23 protein-coding genes and 1 pseudogene are annotated in these 25,205 nt (G+C 57.0%); 6 read left to right on the top strand and 18 right to left on the bottom strand.

Features of this window, described 5'->3' with window-relative positions; all coding sequences use genetic code 11:
* Position 1 precedes the first annotated feature (1 nt).
* Together glgX and glgB are read right to left on the bottom strand one after the other, a co-directional pair.
* A complete protein-coding gene (glgX, locus tag N5J69_RS17985; protein WP_279771952.1) occupies positions 2-1,984 on the bottom strand; it encodes a glycogen debranching protein GlgX in 1,983 nt (660 codons plus the stop codon).
* Complete coding sequence (glgB, locus tag N5J69_RS17980) at positions 1,981-4,164, bottom strand: 1,4-alpha-glucan branching enzyme (protein WP_279771951.1); 2,184 nt, start codon at positions 4,162-4,164, stop codon at positions 1,981-1,983. The genes glgX and glgB overlap by 4 nt, the downstream gene beginning before the upstream one ends.
* A gap of 660 nt (positions 4,165-4,824) precedes the next feature.
* Here glgB and N5J69_RS17975 point away from each other — a divergent pair.
* The 3 genes and pseudogenes from N5J69_RS17975 to N5J69_RS17965 all read left to right on the top strand — a co-directional run.
* Positions 4,825-5,334, top strand: a complete 510-nt coding sequence (locus N5J69_RS17975) for a DUF2778 domain-containing protein (protein WP_279771949.1) — start codon at positions 4,825-4,827, stop codon at positions 5,332-5,334.
* On the top strand, positions 5,315-5,578 hold the full coding sequence (locus tag N5J69_RS17970) for a hypothetical protein (RefSeq protein ID WP_279771948.1): 264 nt from the start codon (positions 5,315-5,317) through the stop codon (positions 5,576-5,578). Before N5J69_RS17975 ends, N5J69_RS17970 begins: the two co-directional genes overlap by 20 nt.
* 4 nt (positions 5,579-5,582) lie before the next feature.
* A pseudogene (locus N5J69_RS17965) lies at positions 5,583-5,651 on the top strand (type VI secretion system tube protein Hcp); the annotation flags it as partial.
* A 162-nt stretch (positions 5,652-5,813) separates the two neighbouring features.
* Here N5J69_RS17965 and asd read toward each other — a convergent pair.
* On the bottom strand, positions 5,814-6,923 hold the full coding sequence (asd, locus tag N5J69_RS17960) for an aspartate-semialdehyde dehydrogenase (protein WP_279771947.1): 1,110 nt from the start codon (positions 6,921-6,923) through the stop codon (positions 5,814-5,816).
* A 217-nt stretch (positions 6,924-7,140) separates the two neighbouring features.
* Here asd and N5J69_RS17955 point away from each other — a divergent pair, with 217 nt between their 5' ends.
* Complete coding sequence (locus tag N5J69_RS17955) at positions 7,141-7,734, top strand: YhgN family NAAT transporter (protein ID WP_013359324.1); 594 nt, start codon at positions 7,141-7,143, stop codon at positions 7,732-7,734.
* 50 nt (positions 7,735-7,784) lie between these two features.
* On the opposite strand, the gene gntU is transcribed toward N5J69_RS17955, so the two are convergent.
* From gntU to N5J69_RS17935, 4 genes are all read right to left on the bottom strand, one after another.
* Complete coding sequence (gntU, locus tag N5J69_RS17950) at positions 7,785-9,125, bottom strand: gluconate transporter (protein WP_279771946.1); 1,341 nt, start codon at positions 9,123-9,125, stop codon at positions 7,785-7,787.
* Between the two features lie 2 nt (positions 9,126-9,127).
* Positions 9,128-9,664 carry a gluconokinase gene (gene gntK, locus N5J69_RS17945; RefSeq protein ID WP_279771945.1) on the bottom strand — a complete coding sequence of 179 codons (537 nt, stop codon included), beginning with the start codon at positions 9,662-9,664 and terminating at the stop codon, positions 9,128-9,130.
* A gap of 140 nt (positions 9,665-9,804) precedes the next feature.
* Positions 9,805-10,800 carry a gluconate operon transcriptional repressor GntR gene (gene gntR / locus N5J69_RS17940; RefSeq protein ID WP_279771944.1) on the bottom strand — a complete coding sequence of 332 codons (996 nt, stop codon included), beginning with the start codon at positions 10,798-10,800 and terminating at the stop codon, positions 9,805-9,807.
* A gap of 102 nt (positions 10,801-10,902) precedes the next feature.
* Positions 10,903-11,598 carry a pirin family protein gene (locus tag N5J69_RS17935; protein WP_279771943.1) on the bottom strand — a complete coding sequence of 232 codons (696 nt, stop codon included), beginning with the start codon at positions 11,596-11,598 and terminating at the stop codon, positions 10,903-10,905.
* A gap of 347 nt (positions 11,599-11,945) precedes the next feature.
* Here N5J69_RS17935 and N5J69_RS17930 point away from each other — a divergent pair, with 347 nt between their 5' ends.
* Positions 11,946-12,440 carry a GNAT family N-acetyltransferase gene (locus N5J69_RS17930; RefSeq protein WP_279771942.1) on the top strand — a complete coding sequence of 165 codons (495 nt, stop codon included), beginning with the start codon at positions 11,946-11,948 and terminating at the stop codon, positions 12,438-12,440.
* Between the two features lie 249 nt (positions 12,441-12,689).
* Here the strand turns inward: N5J69_RS17930 and ggt are convergent, their stop codons facing one another.
* The gene (gene ggt / locus N5J69_RS17925; protein ID WP_279771941.1) at positions 12,690-14,441 is read right to left on the bottom strand and encodes a gamma-glutamyltransferase; all 1,752 of its coding nucleotides are present in this window, start codon (positions 14,439-14,441) and stop codon (positions 12,690-12,692) included.
* Positions 14,442-14,647: 206 nt separating this feature from the next.
* Between ggt and N5J69_RS17920 the strand changes: the two genes are divergently transcribed.
* The gene (locus N5J69_RS17920; protein ID WP_279771940.1) at positions 14,648-14,935 is read left to right on the top strand and encodes a DUF2756 domain-containing protein; all 288 of its coding nucleotides are present in this window, start codon (positions 14,648-14,650) and stop codon (positions 14,933-14,935) included.
* Here N5J69_RS17920 and ugpQ read toward each other — a convergent pair.
* The 10 genes from ugpQ to N5J69_RS17870 all read right to left on the bottom strand — a co-directional run bounded on the left by ugpQ (position 14,932) and on the right by N5J69_RS17870 (position 25,166).
* Positions 14,932-15,675, bottom strand: coding sequence for a glycerophosphodiester phosphodiesterase (gene ugpQ, locus N5J69_RS17915; protein ID WP_279771938.1), 744 nt, complete (start codon positions 15,673-15,675; stop codon positions 14,932-14,934). The genes N5J69_RS17920 and ugpQ overlap by 4 nt on opposite strands.
* Positions 15,672-16,745: a sn-glycerol-3-phosphate import ATP-binding protein UgpC gene (locus N5J69_RS17910; RefSeq protein WP_279771937.1), complete on the bottom strand. Its 1,074-nt coding sequence runs from the start codon at positions 16,743-16,745 to the stop codon at positions 15,672-15,674. Before N5J69_RS17910 ends, ugpQ begins: the two co-directional genes overlap by 4 nt.
* Before the next feature lies 1 nt (position 16,746).
* Positions 16,747-17,592 carry a sn-glycerol-3-phosphate ABC transporter permease UgpE gene (ugpE, locus tag N5J69_RS17905; protein ID WP_279771936.1) on the bottom strand — a complete coding sequence of 282 codons (846 nt, stop codon included), beginning with the start codon at positions 17,590-17,592 and terminating at the stop codon, positions 16,747-16,749.
* Positions 17,589-18,476: a sn-glycerol-3-phosphate ABC transporter permease UgpA gene (gene ugpA, locus N5J69_RS17900; protein WP_279771935.1), complete on the bottom strand. Its 888-nt coding sequence runs from the start codon at positions 18,474-18,476 to the stop codon at positions 17,589-17,591. The genes ugpE and ugpA overlap by 4 nt, the downstream gene beginning before the upstream one ends.
* Positions 18,477-18,530: 54 nt before the next feature.
* Positions 18,531-19,847 (bottom strand): sn-glycerol-3-phosphate ABC transporter substrate-binding protein UgpB, encoded by a 1,317-nt coding sequence (ugpB, locus tag N5J69_RS17895; RefSeq protein ID WP_279771934.1) that lies wholly within the window; start codon positions 19,845-19,847, stop codon positions 18,531-18,533.
* A 399-nt stretch (positions 19,848-20,246) separates the two neighbouring features.
* Positions 20,247-20,960 (bottom strand): high-affinity branched-chain amino acid ABC transporter ATP-binding protein LivF, encoded by a 714-nt coding sequence (gene livF, locus N5J69_RS17890; RefSeq protein WP_279771932.1) that lies wholly within the window; start codon positions 20,958-20,960, stop codon positions 20,247-20,249.
* A 1-nt stretch (position 20,961) separates the two neighbouring features.
* Entirely contained in the window at positions 20,962-21,729 is a 768-nt protein-coding gene (livG, locus tag N5J69_RS17885) for a high-affinity branched-chain amino acid ABC transporter ATP-binding protein LivG (RefSeq protein ID WP_279771931.1), read from the bottom strand.
* The gene (locus N5J69_RS17880) at positions 21,726-22,997 is read right to left on the bottom strand and encodes a high-affinity branched-chain amino acid ABC transporter permease LivM (protein ID WP_279771929.1); all 1,272 of its coding nucleotides are present in this window, start codon (positions 22,995-22,997) and stop codon (positions 21,726-21,728) included. Before N5J69_RS17880 ends, livG begins: the two co-directional genes overlap by 4 nt.
* Positions 22,994-23,920, bottom strand: coding sequence for a high-affinity branched-chain amino acid ABC transporter permease LivH (gene livH / locus N5J69_RS17875; RefSeq protein ID WP_009087789.1), 927 nt, complete (start codon positions 23,918-23,920; stop codon positions 22,994-22,996). The genes N5J69_RS17880 and livH overlap by 4 nt, the downstream gene beginning before the upstream one ends.
* A 133-nt stretch (positions 23,921-24,053) precedes the next feature.
* On the bottom strand, positions 24,054-25,166 hold the full coding sequence (locus tag N5J69_RS17870) for a branched-chain amino acid ABC transporter substrate-binding protein (protein WP_279771928.1): 1,113 nt from the start codon (positions 25,164-25,166) through the stop codon (positions 24,054-24,056).
* Positions 25,167-25,205: the final 39 nt, after the last annotated feature.

The raw sequence follows: 25,205 nt of genomic DNA, 5'->3' as shown, positions 1-25,205 counted from the left end.
CTTATGATTGCTTTTGGAACACGCACACACCGTGTGCGGGACCATGCCAGACAGTTAGCAGGATGGGGTTGTCGTCCCCGGCGAAAGGAGGAAGGGCACGCCATTCTCCGTCTGGTAACACGATGTCATTCACCGTATCCGTGGCGTTTATTGTTATTAACCAGCGGCCGGACAGCAGGATCTGCAATCTGTGCATCCCCTGTGCCCATTCATCGTGCTGCAGTGGCTGGCCACCGGCATTGAGCCACTGCACATTGCCGTCACCGTCCTGCCACCAGCGATCTGCGGTCAGCGCCGGAATGCGCTGGCGCAGAGCAATCAGTGCGGCGGTGAATCCGACTAATCCCTTCTCATCCGCCTGCCAGTCAAGCCAGCTCAGGGCGTTATCCTGACAGTAGGCGTTGTTATTTCCGCGTTGCGTATGGCCGCGCTCATCACCGGCCAGCAGCATGGGTGTGCCCTGTGACAGCAGCAGCGTCGTCAGCAGAGCACGCACGCTGCGACGGCGACGTTCGATCACATCAAAGCTGACGTGCAGCCCCTCTTTGCCGTGGTTGTGGCTGTAGTTATCGCCGTGACCATCACGGTTATCTTCCCCGTTCGCTTCGTTGTGTTTGCGTTCGAAGCTCACCACATCCCACAGCGTGAAGCCGTCATGGGCGGTGATCAGGTTAACCGTGGCGTGTGGCGACCGGTCGTCATGCTGGTAAAGATCGCTGGAGGCGGCAAAGCGGCGGGCAAATTCACCGTTGCTTAACGCGCCGTGCAGCCAGTAGCGACGCGCGGTGTCGCGAAACTTATCGTTCCACTCGGCAAACGGCGGCGGAAAACGGCCAACCTGATAGCCGTCAGGACCGATATCCCAGGGTTCAGCAATCAGCTTGACCTGCGAGAGCAGCGGACAGGCGCGTATCGCCTCGAAAAAAGGCGCATCACGCTGGTAATCGGGCGTGCGGCCCAGCACGGGCGCGAGGTCGAAGCGGAAGCCGTCCACATGGCAGACCCGTACCCAGTAGCGCAGCGCCTCTAAGGTCCACGCCATCACCTGCGGATGATGGATGTTCAGCGTGTTGCCGCAGCCGGTCCAGTTCTGATAACCGCCCTGCTCATCGAGCCAGTAGTAGCTGGCGTTGTCTATGCCACGCATTGAGATCGTCGGGCCAATCTCGTCCAGTTCAGCGGTGTGGTTGAACACCACGTCCAACAGCACTTCAATACCCGCAGCATGCAGATTTCTGACGGCCTGCTGAAACTCCTGCAACGGCGTCACGCCCGGCTGACCGGCGGCGTAACGCGGATCGACGGCCCAGAGCGCAAAGGGGTTATAGCCCCAGTAGTTGCTGAGACCGAGCTGCAACAGGCGCGGCTCGCTGGCGAAATGGGCAACCGGCAACAGCTCCAGCGCCGTAATGCCAAGATCGCGCAGGTAATTCACCATAACAGGATGACCCAGCGCCGCGTAAGTCCCGCGCAGCGTTTCCGGAATTTCCGGATGCTGCTGCGTCAGGCCGCGTACGTGCGCTTCATAAATCACCGTGTTGCCCCAGGGGGTGCGCGGGGCGACATCGTCCTGCCAGTCGAAATCTTCGGCGACGACCAGCGACTTCGGCGCAATCGCCGCGTTGTCATGCGGATCGGGCTGCAACTCACCGCCCTGAAACAACGGGTCATCCGGGACGTCGCCTTCCACCGCACGGGCGCAGGGATCAACCAGCAGCTTCGCCGGGTTAAAGCGATGTCCCCGCTGCGGCGACCAGGGACCATGCACCCGGAAGCCATAGCGCTGTCCCGGTTTTAACGCCGGAACATAACCATGCCAGATATCCCCACTGCGGCCAGGCAGGTCAAAACGCTGTTCTGCGCCCTGTTCGTCAAACAGGCAGAGCTCTACGCGTTCCGCATGCTGTGAGAACAGGGTGAAGTTAACGCCTTTGCCATCGTAACTGGCACCCAGCGGCTCGGGATCACCGGCAGTAACGGTCATTCAGCCTCCCGCACCAGCCATACTGTTGCCAGCGGCGGCAGATTGAGGCTCAGTGACTGCGGCCGCCCGTGGCTCGGCTGCGTATCCGTGTGTACCCGATGAATGCGCACGTCGCTGCCGTGATATTCATGCTGGTCAGTATTCAGCACTTCGCGCCAGTAGCCAGGCTGATTAACGCCAAAGCGGTAGCCCGGACGCGGCACCGGCGTAAAGTTACTGACCACGATCACTTCGTTGCCTGCGCGGTCGCGGCGGACAAAGGCGAAGACGGAGTGTTCCGCATCGTCCACCACCAGCCACTCAAATCCGGCGGGATCGAAATCAAGCTGATGCAGCGGCGTGTAGTGCTGATAGGTGTGGTTGAGATCGCGCACCAGACGCTGAACACCGTGATGCCAGTTGTCATCACCTTCCAGCAGATGCCAGTCCAGGCTGACGTCATGGTTCCATTCGCGGCCCTGAGCGAATTCATTGCCCATAAACAGCAATTTCTTGCCGGGGAAGCCCCACATCCAGCCGTAATAGGCCCGCAGGTTAGCGAACTTTTGCCAGGCATCGCCCGGCATACGATCGAGAATGGAGCGCTTGCCGTGAACCACTTCGTCATGCGACAGCGGCAGCACAAAGTTTTCGGTGTAGTTGTACATCATGCCGAAGCTCATCAGATTGTGATGGTGCTTGCGGTAGATAGGATCGACCTGCATGTAGTCGAGCGTGTCGTGCATCCAGCCGAGGTTCCATTTGAACCAGAAGCCCAGCCCGCCGCCCTCAGTCGGACGCGTCACGCCAGGGTAGTCCGTCGACTCCTCGGCCATGGTGACCGAGCCGGACGCCACGGTGCCGAGCGTGCGGTTGGTGTTACGCAGGAATTCGATCGCTTCGAGGTTTTCACGGCCACCATACTGATTCGGCACCCACTCCCCTTCGTTGCGGCTGTAGTCACGGTAGATCATCGACGCCACTGCATCCACGCGCAGGCCGTCAATGCCAAAGCGTTCGGTCCAGTAGAGCGCGTTGCCCGACAGGTAGTTGCTCACTTCCCGGCGACCAAAGTTGTAGATCAGGGTGTTCCAGTCCTGGTGAAAGCCTTCGCGCGGGTCGCTGTGCTCATAGAGCTGAGTGCCGTCGAAGCGTGCCAGACCGAAGTCATCGCTGGGGAAGTGACCCGGCACCCAGTCAAGCAGCACATTGAGGCCCGCTTCATGGGCGGCGTCAATAAAGGCGCGGAACTCATCACGGGTTCCAAAACGGCGGGTCGGCGCATACATGCCCAGCGGCTGATAGCCCCAGCTGCCATCAAACGGATGTTCGTTGATCGGCAGCAGCTCGATATGGGTAAAGCCCATCTCTTTGACGTAGGGCACCAGCTGTTCAGCCAGCTCTTTGTAGCTCAGCCAGAAGTTGTTGTCGGTGTGACGACGCCAGGAGCCGAGGTGAACTTCATAGATAGAGACCGGCGCGTCAAAACCGTTGGCGGCTTTACGCTCCTCTTTCATCTCAACCGGTTCTGGCAGACCACAGATCATCGACGCAGTTTGCGGACGCATCTGCGCTTCAAAGGCATAGGGGTCCGCTTTGATGCGCAATTCACCGTTGGCGTCGATAATTTCATATTTATAGAGTTGGCCGTTGACCGCACCCGGCACAAACAGCTCCCAGATGCCCAGTTCCTGACGCAGACGCATCGGATGACGGCGGCCATCCCAGAAGTTGAAATCACCCACGACGGAAACGCGACGGGCGTTAGGTGCCCAGACGCAGAAGCGGGTGCCAGTGACGCCATCAATTACGTCGCCGTGCGCGCCCAGCGTCTCGTAAGGACGCAGGTGCGTCCCTTCCGCCAGCAGCCACAAATCCATCTCCTGCAGCAGCGGGCCAAAGCGGTAAGCATCGTCTACCAGGTTTTGCTGGCCGTGCCAGTTCACCGCCAGCTGATAGCGGAAGTGATTTTTACGGCGCGGAATGACGCCACTGAAGAAGCCGCGTGCATCCTCACACACCAGCTGAGCCAGTTTGCGCCCGGTAGAGGTTTCAATAACCCACACTTCGAGCGCTTCGGGGAGCAATGCCCTGACTTCAAGGCCTTGCTGAGTCCGGTGCATCCCCAGTAACGAAAAAGGGTCGGCATAATTACCCGCAAACAGGGCATTGATCGCATCGCGATCGGGAAGCTCTGACATGACTTTCTTCCTGTGATAATTGGCAGCCGAAATGCACGCGACACGGCCTGTCGCGCGTCACCTGCGCTGCTCTTCATTGAGCCATACGTACAACGGCAAAGAAGTCAGGCCATTCCATGGGAAAAGTGTTTTGCCGTGTACCACAACCATTTAATCCGGAAAGCACAAGAGTTACCTGTGGCACATCATGGTTAAATCATAGCTTGGTCGCGGCAGTTGCCATGGACTTAAGCAAAATAATCTTTCCCGGTCGGCAAAAAAGGGAAGCTGATCACTTAGTAAGCGAAACGGCAGGTTGTTTCGCGTACTGCAACGGCAAAAAAGGCCGGGCAAATCCGCAGATTAGTGTCATTTATGCTGCCCGGAACGTGCGGACGGATCACGCTGCATTTTTCACCGGATCGGAGCCGTATCTGCGCAGTCGGACCACGTCAGATTCCAGGAGCGATGAATACAGACGGCGGTTAAGAAAAGCTACCTGATAACGTGTTGTAAAGCGATGGTTAACGACATGTTTCTGGCATGAACAGAATTGCGTCATAATCAGGCTAAGAAGTGAATCTGCTTCACGATCTTAAATTTTGCCCTGAAGCGTGATGCCTGCGTTTTTTCCTTTGCAGTAGAATGCAAAGTCAAATTGACGGAGGCAAAAGGATTGCTATGGCTTTACAGGGAAGGTTCGTTATAAACAATGCTGATTATTCCCCTCTGATTTTTCCAGGGCTGGGCACTTTTTTAGCGTTTTCAGGTAATGGTATCTACCGCAATAAAGGCGGTTGCGGAATGATAATTAATAAAGGGCCATTACCTGCCGGGCATTACTACATCGTTGACAGACCTTCCGGGAATTGGGTCAATAGCGTAAGAGCCTGGGCTATTGACGAAATAAAAAGTGCATTCAGGTATCATGTTGACCATTCAGAATGGTTTGCCCTTTTTCGTATTGATAGTCTGATCGACGATAGCACTTTCTTTCGGGGTGTCGCCCGGGGCGGTTTCAGGCTTCATCCTGGTCAGGTCTCAGAGGGCTGTATTACTCTTGCCTGGCAGTCAGACTTCGACATGCTGAGAAATGCGCTGTTGAGAACGTCCAGAATCCCGGTTCCGGGTACAGATTTAAACGCTTATGGCATTATTGAGGTCATCACGCATGGCGACACTTGCCCGTAAATCAGGGAAAGTAATTTTCTTCCTTCTGCTTTTAGTTTGCGTGGGACGTGCTATGGGTGAACCCTATAACTGGATTAACTACGATTTCGTTTTAACGTTAGGCAGCCTGCTTTATGGACCCGGTGAAATTGGCGCAGAGGCAATAGATGATACGTATTTTTATATTAGCTTCATCACTAACATCGTTATCACTGCGGCAATTTTTTTCATAACAATGAAGTTGATAAGTAAAACAAGGAGATAATAAAATGCCAATTCCTGCTTATATGTGGCTAAAAGATGATGGCGGCGCTCATATTAAAGGTTCTGTTGATGTTTCTGTATCGCTGACAATATTAAAAGGTCTTCTGAGCTTTAACAATTAACAAAAAAGCCCGTAACCATCAATGATGAATACGGGCTTTCATACAACCGTCTGACTCTTTAGCCGATCATTTTTGTCTTATCTGATCGGCATGACTCAGGCGATGTTTGCTGGTTTAGCTGATTAACAACCGCAGCATGCGACGCAACGGTTCGGCGGCACCCCATAACAGCTGGTCACCCACCGTGAAGGCGGAGAGATATTCCGGCCCCATATTCAGTTTGCGCAGACGGCCAACCGGCGTGGTCAGCGTGCCGGTGACAGCCGCAGGCGTCAGCTCACGCATTGTCAGCTCGCGGTCATTCGGCACCACTTTGACCCACTCATTGTGCGAGGCCAGCAGCTGCTCAATTTCAGCCAGCGGCAGGTCGCGTTTCAGCTTCAGCGTAAACGCCTGGCTGTGGCAGCGCAGCGCACCAACGCGCACGCACAATCCATCCACCGGAATAACCTTCGGGGTGGCGAGGATCTTGTTGGTCTCCGCCTGGCCTTTCCACTCTTCGCGGCTCTGGCCGTTTTCCAGCTGTTTGTCGATCCACGGAATCAGACTGCCAGCCAGCGGTACGCCAAAGTTATCGGTCGGCAGCGTGCCGGAACGGGTGAAGTCGGTCACGCTACGCTCAATGTCGAGGATGGCAGAAGCCGGGTCCTGCAGCGCAGGCGCAACGTGGTCGTGCAGCATACCCATCTGGGTCAGCAGTTCGCGCATGTGGCGCGCGCCGCCGCCAGAGGCGGCCTGATAGGTGGCAACCGACGCCCATTCAACCAGATCCTGAGCAAACAGGCCGCCCAGCGACATCAGCATCAGGCTGACGGTACAGTTACCGCCGACAAACGTTTTAATGCCACGATCGATGCCCTGGCGAATCACAGCATGGTTGACCGGATCGAGGATGATGATGGCATCATCTTTCATGCGCAGCGTGGAGGCCGCATCAATCCAGTATCCCTGCCAGCCGCTGGCGCGCAGCTTTGGATAGACGTCACTGGTGTAGTCGCCGCCCTGGCAGGTGATAATGATATCCAGCGCCCGCAGCGCCTCAATATCAAACGCATCCTGCAGGGTGCCCTGCTGTTTGCCCGCAAATGCGGGTGCCGCCTGACCATGCTGCGACGTCGAGAAAAAGACCGGATTAATGGCATCAAAATCACGCTCTTCACTCATGCGGGACATCAGCACTGAGCCAACCATACCGCGCCAACCAACAAAACCTACATTCTTCATGTCGTGTCCGTCTAAGGCAGTTACACCTGCTTTTCATTTCAGAGGAGAGAGCCACGTGCTATGTTCACGCCGCTCTGCGTAATAATAGGATTTACCTGTGTCCCCTCACTCTACAAAATGCAGGCCGGGTAGCAAGTGAATTAATTCGATTACGCTAACTTTTTCAGCAGCGTAACTAATAACTCCGCTTTTTCGCGGATAACATGGCGTAAGACCGATGACTGAAATGATTTCGGCAACAATATTATTGTTGTTAATTATGGATCCACTGGGCAATCTGCCGATTTTTATGTCGGTTTTAAAGCATCTGGAGCCGAAACGGCGGCGTGTTGTGCTAATCCGCGAAATGCTGATTGCTCTGATCATCATGCTGCTGTTCCTGTTCACCGGTGAACGCATCCTGGCGTTTTTGAATCTGCGCACCGAAACGGTGTCGATTTCCGGCGGGATTATCCTGTTTCTAATCGCCATCAAGATGATTTTCCCGTCAGCTGAAAGCAGCAGTTCGGGCTTACCGGCGGGTGAAGAGCCTTTCCTGGTGCCGCTGGCCATTCCGCTGGTCGCCGGGCCATCACTGCTGGCCACATTAATGCTCTTGTCGCATCAGTACCCGCACCAGATGTCGCATCTGGTGGGCGCATTGTTGATCGCCTGGGGCGTAACGGTCGCTATTCTGCTGATGTCAGGTCTGTTCCTGCGTCTGCTGGGCGATAAAGGGGTGAATGCGCTGGAGCGTCTGATGGGACTGATACTGATTATGCTGGCAACCCAGATGTTCCTGGACGGCATCCGGGCATATCTGAAGCTGTAGGGAAAGGTCTGCGCTTCCCGTAGTACCGTGAAAGCGCAGAAACGGCGAGATTAAGAGAGCAGCGAGAAGGCGATCATTCCGACAACCGCACCCACGGTGCCGAGAATGGTCTCCATCAGCGTCCAGGTCTTCAGCGTTTCCGCTTCGCTGGCCCCGGTGAAGCGACCAAACAGCCAGAACCCGGCGTCGTTCACATGGCTGATAATGATGGAGCCACCGCCGATGCAAATCGACAGCGCCGCCAGCTGGGCACCGCTGTAATGCAGCGGTTCAATCACCGGCATAATCAGCCCGACCGTGGTCAGACAGGCGACCGTCGCCGATCCCTGAATCACCCGCACCGCGCCTGACAGGATAAAGCAGGCCAGCGCAATCGGCAGCCCTGCGCCGGTCAGCGCATTGCCCAGCACCGGTCCCACGCCTGAATCGACCAGCACCTGCTTGAACACCCCACCCGCACCAATCACCAGCAGGATAATCCCGGCCGGTTGCAGCGCGCTGCCGCACACCTGCATCACCCGCTCTTTATCCATGCCCTGACGGTAAGCCAGGCCATAAATCGCTACCAGCAGCGCCAGCAGGATGGCGGTGAAAGGATGGCCGATAAATTCCAGCCACTCGTACAGCGTGGTGCCTTCGGTCGTGAAGCGTGCGCCGATGGTTTTCAGGCCCACCAGCACCAGCGGGAACAGGATAAGTGAGAGGCTGAAGCCAAACGAGGGCAGCTTACTTTCATCGACATCCGGCTGATGATCTTCTGGCGGTGCGCTGAACGTAACGTGGTTACCGATGAAGTTGCCAAACAGCGGCCCGGCAATCAGCATGCCGGGGATCGCCGCACAGAGACCCAGCAGGATCATCCAGCCAAAGTCCGCATGCATCTGCGAGGCCAGCAGCATCGGGGCCGGTCCGGGCAGCAGAAACGCAGCCGCCGCCGCCACTCCGGCAAACAGCGGGATGACCAGCTTCACCAGATTGCCGCCGGTACGCCGCGCCACGGCAAAAGCAATGCTGATTAACAGCACCACGGCCACTTCAAAGAAGAGCGGCAGCGCGCAGATCAGCCCGGCAATGCCCATCGCGTAATGCGCACGGCTCTGACCAAAGGTTTTCAGCATCCGGATGGCAATCTGATCCACAGCACCGGTTTCATGCAGAATTTTGCCAAACATCGCGCCCAGCGCGACCACAATGGCGAGGAAGCCGAGCGTGCCGCCCATCCCCTTCTGCATGGTTTCAGCGATTTTGTTCAGTGGCATGCCGGAGAACAGCCCGGCACCGATGGACACTAACATGAGTGCGACAAAGGCGTGCATACGGGCCTTCATCACCAGAAAAAGCAGCAGCAGGACGGAGCCTGCTGCGGTCAAAACGAGTGTTGCGGTATTCATCTCTAACCCTGGCTGATAGCGTCCTGAATAGTCGCAACCGTAGCCGCCACAACCTCGTCCAGTGAATGTGCGATATCCACCACCAGCACATCCGGCTCATTACTGCCCGGCTCTTCCAGCGTGGCAAACTGGGTGACCAGCATCTGCGGCTTGAAGAAGTGACCTTTACGCGCTTTCAGGCGGGCTTCGATGGTGTCGAAATCACCTTTCAGGTAGACGAAACGCAGGTTGTCATTACCCTGACGCAGGATGTCGCGATAACGTTTCTTCAGGGCTGAGCAGACAATGATGGAGATCGCCTGAGTGCGCTGCATGGCAAACGCGGCATCGTTCAGCGCCTGTAACCACGGCTGACGATCGCTGTCATCCAGCGGATGACCATCAGCCATCTTCAGAATGTTGGCGCGGGGATGGAGAAAATCACCGTCAAGAAAGGCCGTATTCAGCTGGTGAGAAACCTGGTTGGCGACGGCAGACTTTCCGCTGCCTGAAACGCCCATCAGAATAAAAACGTGATGCGACGGGGATTGCGTTGTCATTTTTCTGCTCCGGCAGGTGAGAATTTGCCAATGTTACCGATAACAATGTCGTTTCTCATTCTCCTGGCCGGTTAACAGCCTGGCAACCTTTTTACCAGGAAAAGCATGAAAGTGTGAGCTGACTCATAAAAACATCTTTATCAGATGCTGCCACCTTCACTGATCTCAAAACCGATATCGCGCTGCGGATGTTCGCTGCTCTCGCCCGCTATTCGCGCCAGCAGCATCGCCGCCGCTTCACGCCCCATTCTGTCGCGTGGCGTCAGCACTGTTGCCAGCTGTGGCGTGACGACCTGACTGATATCATGGCCGTGGAAACCGGCAATTGCCATCTGTGCAGGCACCTGCAACCCCTGGCGCTGGCACTCAAACATCGCGCCGACCGCCAGATCGTCATTGGTACAGAACAGGCTATCCGTTTCAGGATAGAGACGTTGCGCCTCGCGCAGCAAATCGCCACCGGCGCTGAATGATGAGGCATCTTCCATCATCACGCTGTGCGGCGTCAGCCCCGCTTCGCGCATGGCGATTTCGTAACCGCGCTGCTTTTGCAGCGTACGTTCATCAAGACGTGCGCCCAGGTAGACGGTGTGACGATGCCCTTTGCGGAGAATGGCCTGCGTCATCTGCCGGGCCGCTTCAACGTTATCGAAGCCGACCGCCATATCCAGGCAGGGCGTCACGCTGTCCATCACCTCAATCACCGGAATACCGGCCACTTCCAGCATGCGCAGCGTACCCGGCGTGTGGGTACGTTCGGTAAGGATAACCCCATCAATGTTCCAGCCCAGCAGCGAGCGCAGTTGCAGCTCCTCTTTTTGCGGGTTGTAACCAAAGTGGGCGACCAGCGTCTGATAGTTGGCTTCGTCGGTAACGGCTTCGATGCCGCGCAATACATCGGCAAAAACCTGGTTGGTGAGTGACGGCAGCAGCACGCCAATAGCACGGCTGGTGGCGTTAGAAAGCATATCGGGGGCGCGATTGGGGATATAACCCAGCTCATCCAGTGCCACTGCAATCTTGTCCCGCAGGGCAACAGAAACCTGCTCAGGATTACGCAGGTAACGGCTGACGGTCATTTTAGTAATGCCGACGCGATCGGCAACGTCCTGTAATACCGGTCTTTTCTTCTTCATCGTAGCGCCTGGGATCGCCCTTAAAGCTAAAGTACGATGAGTCTATCACTTTTCTGTCACAAAATTGCCAACCGGGCGCGACGCGGCGCGCCCGTTATCGGCTCAGACCGGTGGCAGATCAAACAGCAGGACTTCGGCAGCCGAGCTGGCGTTAATTGTCAGCGCGCTTTCGTCCCAGATCGCCAGGGCGTCACTGGTGGTCACTGCGTTGCCGTTAACGGTGACATCACCTTTCACGACCTGAATCCAGATACGACGTCCCGCATCAATCGCGACGTTGTCCTGCTCTCCGGCAGCCAGCACCCAGCGCGACAGGGTCATGTCCTGATACACTTTCAGCGATCCTTCACGGGCATCCGGGCTTAATACCAGCTGGCGTCCCTGTACATCCGGGAAGCAGCGCTGATCGTAGCGTGGTTCAATGCCGGTACGCTCAGGAATGATCCAGATTTGATAAAGGTGCAACGGCTCGCTTTCGCTGGCGTTGTACTCAGAGTGACGTACACCGGTCCCCGCGCTCATGATCTGGAACTCTCCGGCCGGGATCTGCTCTTTGTTGCCCATGCTGTCCTGATGCTCAACCGTACCGGAAAGCACATAGGTCAGAATTTCCATATCTTTGTGCGGATGGGTGCCAAATCCCTGACCGCCGTCGATCACATCTTCATTGATGACCCGCAGCGCGGAGAAACCCATAAAATTCGCGTCGTGATAACCGGCGAAAGAGAAGGTATGCCAGCTATCCAGCCAGCCGTGGTTTGCGTGACCGCGTTCTTCAGCTTTGCGTACATAGATCATGTTCAATTCTCCTCAATGTTTTTCATAGTTTGTTCCTGAGGCCGTTTGATTGATAGCTGAAAAACTTCACTCCTCTGTTCAAATTAGTTGAATGAACCTGTCGCGGTGGCTGAAAAGCACTGAAGGAAAGCAGGCAAAAAAAAGCCAGCTTCTACGCTGGCTAAATAATACTGGAAGCAATGTGAGCAATGTCGTGCTTTCCTGGGCTGTCGGGCGACTGCCCCGGAACGCATGACAATAATAATCATTATCATTCGCGTCTGTAAAGTCATTTACGCATTTTTAGCTTGATTAACGGCCTGAATACCTTGATGTTTAGAGGGTTTTTATGGGCTAAAGGAGCGATCATGAGTGAAATCGTTGTCCGGCACGTCACACCTGAAGATGCCGTCGCGCTGCACAGAATCTACAGTCAGCCAGATACCCAGGCCAGCACGCTGCACCTGCCTCACTCATCGTTACAGGGATGGCATACCCGCCTCGCTACGCCACAGCCCCATTCCTTTCTGCTGGTGGCCTGTATCAACGAAGAGGTTGTGGGTCAGTGTGCGCTGCACACGGAAGAGCGCCCCAGACGCCGCCACGTCGCCTCTCTGGGGATGGGCGTGGATGAACGCTACCGGCAGCGTGGCGTCGGCACTGCGCTGATGCGTGAAATGGTTGCGTTGTGCGACAACTGGCTACAGGTGAGCCGAATGGAGCTGACGGTGTTTGTCGATAATGCCCCGGCCATCGCCCTTTATGAGCGTTTTGGATTTAACATTGAGGGAACGGCGAAAGGGTTCGCCATGCGGCACGGTGAGCTGATTGACGCGCATTATATGGCGCGGGTTCAATCCTGACCTTGGAAGCAGAAAGGGCACCGCTGGTGCCCTTTCTGCTGATAAACCTGACCAGGTTCGCTGACAGTTAGCGCCTGCGCAGGAAACAGGATCGGATCGGAAAGACGCAAAGGCCGTCATCCATGACACGCTCGGCCCGCGCCGTCCTGGCGCGGGACGCTTTCCTCTTCTGACCCTGTTCCCTGCGCGTTGAGCTTATTTATTGCTGCGAGATTCACCTGAGTTCGAGTTTGTCAGCAGTCCAGGAGATCAATAACCCGCACTTAAATCATCGATGCTGCGCGGATCGGACGCCCCATAGAGCATGCCATCCGGTCCAATCATAATGCTCTGGGTACTGCCCATCGCAGGCAGCACCTTCACATGCTGACCTTTGGCTTCCAGCAGACGCAGTGTGTCAGGACTGAAGCCCTTCTCTACCCGCAGCTGATCCGGCAGCCACTGATGATGGAAGCGTGGCGCGTTGGTCGCTTCTGCCACGTTCATGCCGAAATCGATGCTGTTCACCACCATCTGCAGCACGGTAGTGATAATGCGGCTGCCGCCCGGACTGCCGGTTACCAGCCAGGTTTTGCCCCCTTTCGCGACGATAGTCGGCGACATTGATGACAACGGACGCTTCGCCGGTTGCACCGCATTCGCTTCGCCGCCCACCAGCCCGTAGACATTTGGCGTGCCCGGCTTGGCTGAGAAGTCATCCATCTCATTATTCATCAGGATGCCACTCTTGCCCGCCACAATCCCGCTGCCGAAATAGGTGTTCAGCGTGTAGGTCACCGCGACTGCATTACCCTGCTTATCCACCACCGAGAAATGGGTGGTCTGATTGCTTTCGTAAGGTTCGAGCTTGCCCGGCTTGATCTCGCTGGAAGGCCGCGCCTTCGCCACGTCGATCTGCTGCGCCAGCGTTTTCGCATAGGCTTTACTGGTCAGCGCCTGCCACGGCACTTTCACGAAATCGGGATCGCCCAGATATTCTGACCGGTCCGCATAGGCGTATTTCTCCGCTTCTGCCATTACCTGCATGGCGTCTGCACTGCCAAAGCCCATCTTCGCCAGATCGAAGTTCTCAAGGATATTAAGGATCTGCACGATGTGGATGCCGCCGGATGACGGCGGTGGCATGGAGAAGACTTCATAGCCACGGTAGGTGCCGCTGACAGGCGTTCGCTCGACCGCACGATAGGCCGCCAGGTCTGCTTTGCTGATCAGGCCACCGTGCTGCGCCATCTCGCCGGCGATCTCATCCGCAATTTCACCTTTGTAAAAGGCATCCGGCCCCTGACGGGCAATCAGTTGCAGGCTGTGGGCGAGGTTTTTCTGCACCAGCCGATCCCCCTTCTGCCACGGCGTGCCGTCCGGTTTATAGAAGATCGCTTTACTGTTGGGATGGGTGATCAGCACCTCTTTGCCGTAGGTTTTCAGGTCATCCGCCAGCGCATCGTTGACCGGGATACCGTCACGCGCCAGTTTAATTGCGGGTGCCAGCAGGGTGCTTAGCGGCAGGGTGCCATATTTCTGTGCAGCCAGCGCCAGTCCGGCCACAGTGCCCGGCGTGCCGGAGGCAAGATGTGATGTCAGCGACAGCTTGCTGTCGGCGTTGCCCTGCTTATCAAGGAACATGTCGCGTGACGCGTGTCCCGGTGCCATTTCACGGAAATCGATCGCAGTGGCGCGGCCAGAGGCAGTGCGCAGCAGCATAAACCCGCCGCCCCCCAGATTGCCCGCCTGCGGATGCGTCACGGCCAGCGCAAAGCCCACGGCCACGGCTGCATCGACCGCATTACCGCCCTGACGCAGGATCTCCACGCCCACCTGTGTCGCCATCGCATCCACTGACGCCACCATGCCGTGCTGCGCTTTAACCGGGTGGAAGGTATCACTGTCCACACCGTAGGAGACCGGCGGAACCTGCGTTGGCGCGGCGTTAGCCCCTGCCACTACGGTGAAACTCATCACCAGCGACCAGCTAAGCTGACGCACTGTTTGCTGCATTTTCATCCTGCCACCATCCCGTGTTGTTATTTACATTTTTTTATCATTTCTGCAAGTGCTTACAAATACAGCAAAATAACCGGGGTTAAGTCAAATCAGGAATACATCTGAAAGTAAGGTCTGTGATATCGCGTAAACTTATGGGTGCGACCCTGATACCGGTGTGCGCCGTTGTGCACCCAAAACCTGTCGCGATAAAGGAAGGAGGAAAGATGAAAAAGTGGATAATTGTTTTAGCCGCCCTGCTGCCTTTCGCCAGCCAGGCGAACACACTGAACAGCACCAACGATCCGAATAAACCGGGCTATAACCCGAGCCAGCAGCGGATGCAGTCCCAGATGCAGACCCAGCAACAGCAGCAACAGCTGAAGCTGCGCCAGGATCAGCAGCGCCAGACGCAGGACATGCAGCGTAAAATGCAGGAGCAGCGCAACAGCGCCCGGCAGCGTGTTATTACCACGCAGCCGGGCCAGCAGAACCAGAATCCGAATCAGAACTAATGAAAATCGGGGCCGATAATATCGATGCTGTCAGTACAGATGGCATCGACGCCCCACGTCAGCAATTCTCGCGCCCGATCCGGGCTGTTCACGGTATAAACCAGAATCTTCAGGCCTGCGGCTTTCAGTTCGGCGACCCGTTCAGCGGTCAGCACCTTATGATTGAGATGGATTGAGACGCACGCCAGCGCGGTCGTTTTTTCCTGCCACTGGGGGTCCCAGCTGTGCGACAGCAATCCACGCGGCAGCTGCGGCTCGGCCTGCATCGCCGCTTCCAGCGCCTCAAACGAGAAGGATGAGAGCAGCGGTGCGGTCTGATCCTGCCACAAAATTGCCGCAGCCTGCGCCACGGCGCGGCCGGTTTCAGCGTCGCTGCCGGTGGTCGGTTTAATCTCGATGTTCGCCATCATCTGATGCTGACGGCAGCGGGCCGCCACCTCATCCAGCCGTGCCAGCTTCTCGCCCGTAAACCCGTTGCCAAACCAGCTGCCCGCATCAAGCTGCGACAGCTTCTCCCACGGCAACTGACCCGCCACGCCCCAGCCGTTGCTGGTGCGATCCAGCGTGTCATCATGCAGCAGGAAGATCTGCGCATCTGCCGATAATTTGGCATCAAATTCAATCATCTGATGACCATATTTCGCGCCGGTGTCGATCGCTGCCAGGGTGTTTTCCGGTGCCAGCTTACCGCCGCCGCGATGGGCGACGATGCGGGGATAAGGCCAGTATTGTGTGCTCATTCCAGACGTTTTCCGTGGGTTGAATCGAAGAAGTGTAACGCATCTGACGGCAGATGCAGCCACAACGTACTGCCTGGCTGCGGCCGTTCGCTGTGGGCCAGGCGTACCACCAGGGGCGTGTCACCAATGCGACCGTGTGCCAGATTATCGGCTCCCAGCATCTCCAGCGTATCGACCCGCAGCGGCACACCGCCTTGCTCGCGGCTGCTTTGCCGGATGTGCTCTGGCCGGATGCCCAGTACCACTGGCCGGTTAGCCCATTTCGCTTTTGTGTCACTGAGCGGCAGTGCGTGCGAGGCATCGAGGTTAAAGCGCGAGCCATCGCTGCTGATCTGCCCTTTCAGCAGATTCATGGCGGGCGCGCCGATAAACGAGGCCACAAACTGGCTGGCGGGACGTTCATAAACCTCAACCGGCGTGCCGAGCTGCTCAACCACACCTTTGTTCATCACCATCACCCGCTGCGCCAGCGTCATCGCCTCCACCTGATCATGGGTCACATAGAGACTGGTGGTCTGTAAGCGGCGATGCAACTGTTGCAGCTCCAGCCGCATCTGCACCCGCAGGCGGGCATCAAGATTCGACAGCGGTTCGTCGAACAGAAACACCGCCGGTTCACGCACGATGGCGCGTCCCATCGCCACGCGCTGGCGCTGACCGCCGGAGAGCTCGCGGGGCCGACGCATCAGCAGGTGATCCAGCTCCAGACTGCGCGCCGCGTCGAGCACCCGCTGGCGGATCTGCGCTTTGCCCATCCCGCGGATCTTCAGGCCATAAGCCATGTTCTCCTCCACCGACATATGCGGATAGAGCGCGTAGTTCTGGAACACCATTGCAATGCCGCGATCTTTCGGCTCCTCCTGGGTGACGCGCCGGTTGTCGATATAAATATCGCCGGAGCTGACGCGTTCCAGTCCGGCCACCATGCGCAGCAGGGTTGATTTACCGCAGCCGGATGGCCCGACCATCACCATAAATTCGCCTTCATTAATGGTGACGTTCAGCGGCTGAATGATCTGATTTTTGCCATCGTAGGACTTGGTTACTGCCTGAAGGGTTACGCCTGCCATCTTATTTCTCACTCTCAACCAGGCCGCGCACAAAGGCACGCTGCATGACTAACACCACCACCAGCGGTGGGATCAGGGTTAATAACATTGCCGCCATCACTTCGTTCCACTGGGTCGGCGATCCACTGGAGGAGATCATGCTCTTGATCCCCGCCACCGCAGTGCCAAGACTGGCATCATTGATGATCAGCAGCGGCCAGAGATACTGGTTCCAGCCGTAGATAAAGGTGATAACAAACAGCGCCGCCAGATTGGTTTTTGACAGCGGCAGCACGATGTCGATAAAAAAGCGCATCGCGCTGGCACCGTCGATGCGCGCCGCTTCCACCAGCTCATCCGGCAGCGACATAAAGAACTGGCGGAACAGAAAAGTGGCGGTCGCCGAGGCCATCAGCGGCAGGGTTAAGCCGCTGTAACTGTCGAGCAGATTAAGATCGGCAATCACCTGCACCGTGGGGAAGATTCGCACCTCCACCGGCAGCATCAGGGTGATAAAGATCAGCCAGAAGAAGAGCGTGCGCAGCGGAAAGCGAAACCAGACCAGCGCAAACGCCGACAGCATCGACACGGTGATTTTGCCGAAGGTGATGCCGAGCGCCATGATCATGCTGTTAAGCAGCATCAGACCAAATGCCGGTCCGCTGCCGTTGACGCCGTGTGTCCAGATGCGCGAGATGTTCTCCCACAGGTGCGAACCGGGCACCAGCGTCATCGGCACCTGATAAACCGCCTCGTTATCCAGCGTCGCCGCCACAAAGGCGACATAGAGCGGAAACAGGATGGTGAGCACGCCCAGTACCAGCACAATATGGCTGAAGAGATCCAGCCCGCGTCGATTCTCAATCATTGGTATTGCACCTTACGTTCAACAAAGCGGAACTGGATCACCGTCAGCCCGATGACCAGCAGCATCAGTACCACTGACTGCGCTGCAGACGAGGAGAGGTCCAGGCCGGTAAAGCCTTCACGGTAAATTTTGTAGATCAGCGTGGTGGTCGCCTGCACCGGCCCGCCGCCGGTCGCGGCATCGATCACCGGGAAGGTATCGAAGAAGGCGTAGATCAGGTTCACCACCAGCAGGAAGAAGCTGACCGGCGCAATCAGCGGCAGTGAGAGATTAAAGAAGCGACGCACCGGCCCGGCACCGTCAATGGCAGCGGCTTCCGCCAGTGATTTAGGGATAGATTGCAGGGCGGCAAAGAAGAACAGGAAGTTGTAGCTCATCTGCTGCCAGATTGACGCCAGCACAATCAGGAACATCGCCTGACCGCTGTTTTGCGCATAGTTCCAGTTGTAGCCGATGTGGTTCAGCAGGTAGCTGAACAGCCCCAGACCGGGGTTAAACAGAAACATCCACAGCACCGCAGCCACCACGGGAGCAACGGCGTAGGGCAGCAGCAGCAGGGTCTGGTAGAGGCGGCGCAGTCGCACCACATAATCCACCAGCGCCGCCAGCAGCAGCGAAAAGAGCATGCCAAAGACCGTCACCATGCCGCTGAATTTTATCGTGGTCCAGAACGAATCCAGGTAGTAGGGATCGGCAAACAGGCGTCTGAAATTTTCCAGCCCGACAAAGCTGCTGGAGATGCCAAAGGGATCGAGACTTTGCAGCGAGTACCAAAGCGCTTCACCGGCAGGCCAGAGAAAGAAGATGGCGGTAATCAGCAGTTGCGGCAGCACCAGAAGATAGGGCAAGAGACGGGAGCGAAAGACCGGACGAGATGAAGACATGGCGTACCTGACGTCAGAAAGAGGGGCCAGCCTGGACTGGCCCGCAAGGAGAGATTATTTCACCTGCTGCTGGAAGCGACGCAGCAGTTCGTTACCGCGTTTCACTGCGTTATCCAGCGCGCTTTGCGGCGACTGCTTGCCGGTCCAGACGCTTTCCAGCTCCTCGTCGATCACGGTACGGATCTGTGGCATGTTGCCCAGACGCATCCCTTTGGTGAACGGCAACGGCGGCTTGTTCATCATCTGGCGGGTCGCGATATCCGCACCCGGATTTTTGTCGTAGAAGCCCTGCTGTTTCGTCAGCTCATAGGCGGCGGTGGTAATCGGCAGATAACCGGTTTTCTGGTGCCATTCCGCTGCAATTTCCGGGGTAGCGAGGAACTGCATGAACTCGGCCACGCCTTTGTACGTTGCCGCATCTTTGCCTTTCATCACCCACAGGCTGGCACCGCCAATCAGGGCGTTCTGCGGCGCATTCGGCACGGTGTCGTCATACGGCATCATGCCGACACCAAAGTTGAATTTCGCGTAATGACGGATATCAGCCAGCGAACCGGATGAGGCCGTCGTGATCCCGCAGTCGCCGTTGTAAAATTTGGCGGTGGACTCATCTTTGCGGCCAAAGTAGGTGAAGTCCCCTTTTTTGTTCATCGCTTCCAGCAGCTCGATATGGCGCACCTGCACCGGCTTGTTGAACTCCAGCACCGCGTCGGTTCCGTCAAATCCGTTGTTCTCTGTCGCCACTGGCAGGGCGTGCCAGGCGCTGAAGTTTTCAATCTGGATCCAGCCCTGCCAGCCGCTGGCGTAGCCACAGCTCATGCCCGATTTGCGCAGTGCCGCGGCATCGGTCTCCAGCTCCTGCCAGGTTTTCGGTGGCTGGTCCGGGTTAAGGCCCGCTTTTTTGAAGGCGTCCTTGTTGTAATAAAGTACCGGCGTCGAACTGTTGAAGGGCTGAGAAATCAGCTGGCCTTTGCTGTCGCTGTAGTAGCCCGCCACCGTCGGCACAAACTGCTTTTCATCAAAGGGGATACCGGCCTCTTTAAAGACCTGATACACCGGCACAATCGCCTTTGAGGCCATCATGGTGGCCGTACCGACCTCATAGACCTGCAGTACCGCCGGTGCTTTGCCGCTGCGCACTGCCGCAATCCCAGCTGCCAGGCTCTGCTCGTAGTTACCTTTGTAGGTCGGAACAATTTTGTAATCGGGATGCGTCTGGTTAAAACGCTGGGCCAGCGAATCCACTTCTTTGCCAAGCTCGCCTTCCATAGAGTGCCAGAAGGGGATCTCAGTGGCGGCGATGGCATGGCTGCTGAGCGTCAGACCGAGTAGCGCGCTCATCAGGCTACGACGAAAGGTAACGACGGACATAGAATTTTCCTGTGCAGGTAAATACGCGTGAAATCACGGATTTCTGGTTCGCGAAGTAACATGACACGGGGAAATGACGGATTAATAACAGACAGATGACAGCCGGGTGACAGGCGAAAGAGAGGAAAAGAGGACGCTGGCAGCGCGGCGGCAAAGCGCCCACACTGCCCGTTTTTAATGACATAAATTGCAGAGCGCTGGAAGCTGAAAATACCTGACTCAGGTTTTAAACCACGCCCACAAGGCCATCCTCAGCTCCCCAAATCGAGGCTCAGGGCCGTCGGCGGCGCAGGCAGGTTGCGGGCGGACAGCGCGCAGCCACCGGAGCGTACACGTCGTACGTGAGGATGGCGAGCACTGTCCAACCCGAACCTGGCAAGCAAGCCAGGCCTCTAAACGTTAAGCGCCGAGGTACGCGCTGCGGACGGCTTCGTTGGAGAGTAATGCTGCACCCGTATCTTCCAGCACCACATGCCCGTTCTCCAGCACATAGCCCCGGTCCGCCAGCTTCAGCGCCTGATTCGCGTTCTGCTCCACCAGGAAGATGGTCATCCCTTCGCTACGCAGTTGCTCAATGGTGTCGAAGATCTGCTGAATAATAATCGGGGCCAGTCCCAGCGACGGTTCATCCAGCAGCAGCAGACGCGGCTGGCTCATCAGCGCACGGCCAATCGCCAGCATCTGCTGTTCGCCGCCTGACATCGTCCCGGCGCGCTGAATTTTACGCTCTTCCAGACGCGGAAAAAGTTCATACACGCGCCTGATGCGCGTCAGATAGTCCGGACGGCTGGCAAAAAAGCCGCCCATCGCCAGGTTCTCCTCGACCGTCATGCGCGAAAAGACCCGCCGTCCCTCTGGCACGATGGCAATCGCTTCACGCATGATGCGCGCCGTTTGCCAGTCGGTAATGGTTTTGCCATCAAAGGTGATGGTGCCCTGCGTCGCCCGTGGCTCGCCGCACAGCGTGCCCAGCAGCGTGGTTTTTCCGGCACCGTTAGCGCCAATCAGGGTGACGATTTCGCCCTGATTGATACTGAGGCTGACGTTGTGCAGCGCCTGAATTTTGCCGTAATGGGCGCTGACGTTCTCAATGGTTAGCATTGCATTTGCCATCTCAGGCCTCTCCTAAATAGGCACGGATGACATCCGGGTTATTGCGAATCTCTTCCGGCGTTCCGTTAGCCAGTGGCGTGCCCTGATTGACCACGTAAATACGGTCAGAAATACCCATCACCAGCTTCATATCATGTTCGATCAGCAGCACCGACACCTTGTGTTCACCACGTAGCTCCGCAATCAGCGCGTCCAGCTCGTGGGTCTCTTTAGGATTCAGGCCCGCCGCCGGTTCATCCAGCATCAGGATCGCCGGGCGCGTCACCATGCAGCGCGCAATCTCCAGCCGACGCTGCTGACCATAGGCCAGATTACCCGCCTGACGGTTAGCCAGGTCCAGCAGGCCAACCCGTTCCAGCCAGGTTGCCGCACGATCCAGCGCCTCGCTCTCACTGCGGCGAAACGCTGGCGTTTTCAGCAGACCGGAAAACACCCCGCTTTTCAGATGCTGATGCTGAGCCACCAGCAGGTTCTCAATCACCGTCATCTCACGGAACAGACGCACGTGCTGGAAAGTTCGCACAATGCCCATCCGCGCAATCTTCTGGCCTGGCAGCCCTTCCAGATGCTGCTCACCCAATTTAATCGTGCCACCGGTGGGCTTGTAAAAGCCGGTCAGGCAGTTGAACACGGTTGTTTTACCGGCACCGTTTGGCCCAATCAGCGAAACGATCTCCTGCGGACGCAGCTCCAGCGCCACATTGTTTACGGCTAACAGACCGCCGAAGCGCATCATCAGGCCTTCAACGGCTAATAAAGGCTGACTCATGCTTCATCTCCTTGTTTACCGGTTCTGAGCTTCAGATGCGGACGCTTCATCGGCAGCAAGCCCTGTGGACGCCAGATCATCATCAGCACCATCAGGCCACCCAGCACCAGCATGCTGTACTCATTAAGATCGCGCATCAGCTCGCGTGACACCACCAGCAGAATGGCGGCCAGAATCACCGCAAACTGCGAGCCCATCCCGCCCAGTACCACAATCGCCAGCACAAAGGCGGATTCGACAAAGGTAAAGGATTCCGGGCTGACAAAGCCCTGACGCGCCGCAAACAGGCTGCCCGCAAAGCCAGCAAAGGCGGCACTGATGGTAAAGGCGGTCAGCTTGATGCGGGTTGGGCTGAGGCCCAGAGAACGACAGGCAATCTCATCCTCGCGCAGCGCTTCCCAGGCCCGGCCCAGCGGCATTCTCAGCAGCCGGTTGATGACAAACAGCGTCAGCACCACCAGCAGTAGCGCCACCAGATAGAGGAAAATAATGCGGTCACTGGGATCGTATTTCAGCCCAAAGAAGTTATGGAAGGTATCCCAGCCGCCTTCACGCGGCGTACGGCCAAACTCCAGACCAAACAGGGTCGGTTTCGGGATCTGACTGATGCCATTTGGCCCGCCGGTCAGAGCGGTATTGTTGAGCAGCAGAATACGCACGATCTCACCGAAGCCCAGCGTCACAATCGCCAGATAATCGCCGCGCAGTCGCAGGACCGGGAAGCCGAGCAGCAGACCAAACAGCGCAGCGACCATGCCGGAAAGCGGCAGACATTGCCAGAAGCCGAGACCGTAATAGTGGTTCAGCAGCGCAAAGGTGTAGGCACCGATGGCGTAAAAGCCGCCATAACCCAGCACCAGCAGGCCGGAAAGCCCCACCACCACGTTCAAGCCCAGACCGAGCATCACGTAGATCAGCGTCATGGTGGCGATATCGACGGTGCCGCGTGACACGAGGAACGGCCAGGCAACTGCGGCAATAATCAGCACCGCCATCACCAGCTTCTGCTTTGGCGTCGAGCCATCCAGACCGGGTAACACCAGCGCCGGGCCGGAGAATTTCTTCAGGCCGTTTTGCCAGACCGGACGCAGCAGCTGGAACAGAAACACCACGGCACAGCCTGCGGCAATCCAGTTCCAGCGAACGCTACCGGCGTTTTGTACCACCAGCATGGTGCCGTCCAGATTCAGGCGCAATCCCATAAAGAAGGTGGCAAGCACCAGCAGCATCAGGGAGGAGATCAGGGCATTGATAAAGGAGGTCTTCATACTTTTTCGACCTCCGGGCGACCCAGAATCCCGGTCGGCATCACCAGCAGGACCACAATTAGCAGGGCAAACGAGACCACATCTTTATATTCCGTACTGAGATAGGCCGATGTCAGCGCTTCGGCAATGCCCAGTACCAGGCCGCCAATCATCGCGCCCGGAATACTGCCAATCCCGCCCAGCACGGCGGCGGTAAATGCCTTCATGCCTGCCATAAAGCCGATGAAGGGGTTGATGGAACCGTAGAACTGGCCCAGCAGAACACCCGCTACCGCAGCCATCGCGGCTCCGATCACAAAGGTCAGCGAGATCACGCGGTCGGTGTTAATCCCCAGCAGGCTGGCCATTTTCAGGTCTTCCGCGCAGGCGCGACAGGCGCGGCCCATGCGGGAGTAACGAATGAAGGTGGTCAGCGCCAGCATCGCCAGGAACGTCACCACCCAGATCACAATCTGCATCGTGGAAATGGTGGCGGCGAAACCGTTGCTCTCCCCCACCGTCCACTGTCCGGTAATCAGGCTCGGCAGCGCCAGGTCACGTGACCCCTGCGTCAGGCTGACGTAGTTCTGCAGGAAGATCGACATCCCGATGGCAGAGATCAGCGCAATCAGGCGCTTGGAGGAACGCACAGGCCGGTAGGCGACGCGCTCAATGCTCCAGCCGTAAGCGCTGGAGATGATGACCGCCATCACAAAGCCAGCCGCAATCATCAGCCAGGTGGTGTCGATGCCCATCATCATCAGGGCGGCAATCACGATAAAGGAGACGTAGCTACCGATCATGTAGACCTCGCCGTGGGCGAAGTTGATCATGCCGATAATGCCGTAAACCATGGTGTAACCGATGGCGATCAGCGCGTAGGTGCTCCCCAGGGTCACACCATTAAACATCTGCTGAATAAAATAGAGGAACTGCTCGGACATACCTTGACCCTTACTTAACCGATCGCAGGCGATCGGGGTACAAAAAACGCCTGGCAGACGAGCACCAGGCGTTCGTGTCGCAGGTCAGGGGAAACCGTTTAACCGGCTTCCCGCTCACCACAAAACAGCCTGATTACTTCACTGCGGTCGAGGTGCCATCGGCGTGCCATTTAAAGACGCCGAATTCAAAGCCCTTGAGATCGCCCTTCTCATCCCAGTTCAGGTTGCCCATTACGGTTGGAACCGCAGCGCCTTCCTTGAGGTTTTTCACGATAGCGTCCGGCTCAGCGCTCTTGCTGCGCTCCATACCGGTTGCCAGCGACTGCAGTGCTGCGTAGGTGGTCCAGACGAACGGTCCGGTTGGATCCAGTTTCTTCGCTTTCAGCGCGTCAACGATAGGTTTGTTGGTTTCAACCTGGTCGTAGCGTTTCGGCAGGGTCACCAGCATGCCTTCAGAAGCAGCACCAGCGATGTTCGACAGCGAGGCATTACCCACGCCTTCTGGTCCCATAAACTGGGTTTTCAGGCCAGCCGCTCGCGCCTGACGCACGATCTGGCCCATTTCCGGGTAGTAACCGCCGAAATAGACGAAATCGACGTTCTCTTTCTTGAAGCGGGCCACCAGCGTAGAGAAGTCTTTATCACCTGCGGTGATCCCTTCAAACATCACGATGTTTGCGCCCTGCTTTTTCAGGCTCTCCTGCACGGAGCGCGCCAGGCCTTCGCCATACTGCTGTTTGTCATGGACCACGGCGATACGCTGCGGTTTCAGCTCGTTCATCACGTATTTCGCAGCGGTCGGCCCCTGATCGGAGTCGAGACCGGTGGTGCGCATAATCAGTTTATAGCCGCGGGACGTCAGGTCAGGCGCGGTCGCCGCAGGGGTAATCATCAGCACGCCTTCATCTTCATAGATGTCAGACGCAGGCTGAGTGGAGGAAGAACAGAGGTGGCCGATCACGTAGCGGATGCCGTCGTTAATCACCTTGTTCGCAACCGCAACCGCCTGTTTCGGGTCACAGGCATCATCATATTTCACGGCAACCAGCTTGTTGCCGTTAACGCCGCCTTTGGCGTTGATATCTTCAATGGCCTGCGTTGCACCCGCGAACTGCATGTCGCCGTACTGCGCCACCGGACCCGACATTGCGCCGACAATCGCCACTTTGATATCTTCAGCCAGCGCCGCATGGCTCATCGCCAGAGCTACACATCCCGCCAGTAATGCGCGACCTTTCATTTTCATCCTGACTACCCCATTTGTTTTGTCGTGTATGTTGTGAGT

Source organism: Pantoea sp. GD03673, assembly GCF_029844725.1.
GTDB lineage: Bacteria > Pseudomonadota > Gammaproteobacteria > Enterobacterales > Enterobacteriaceae > Pantoea.
The sequence above is the reverse complement of the archived record's forward strand: the minus strand, read 5'-3'. Positions and strand labels throughout refer to the sequence as shown.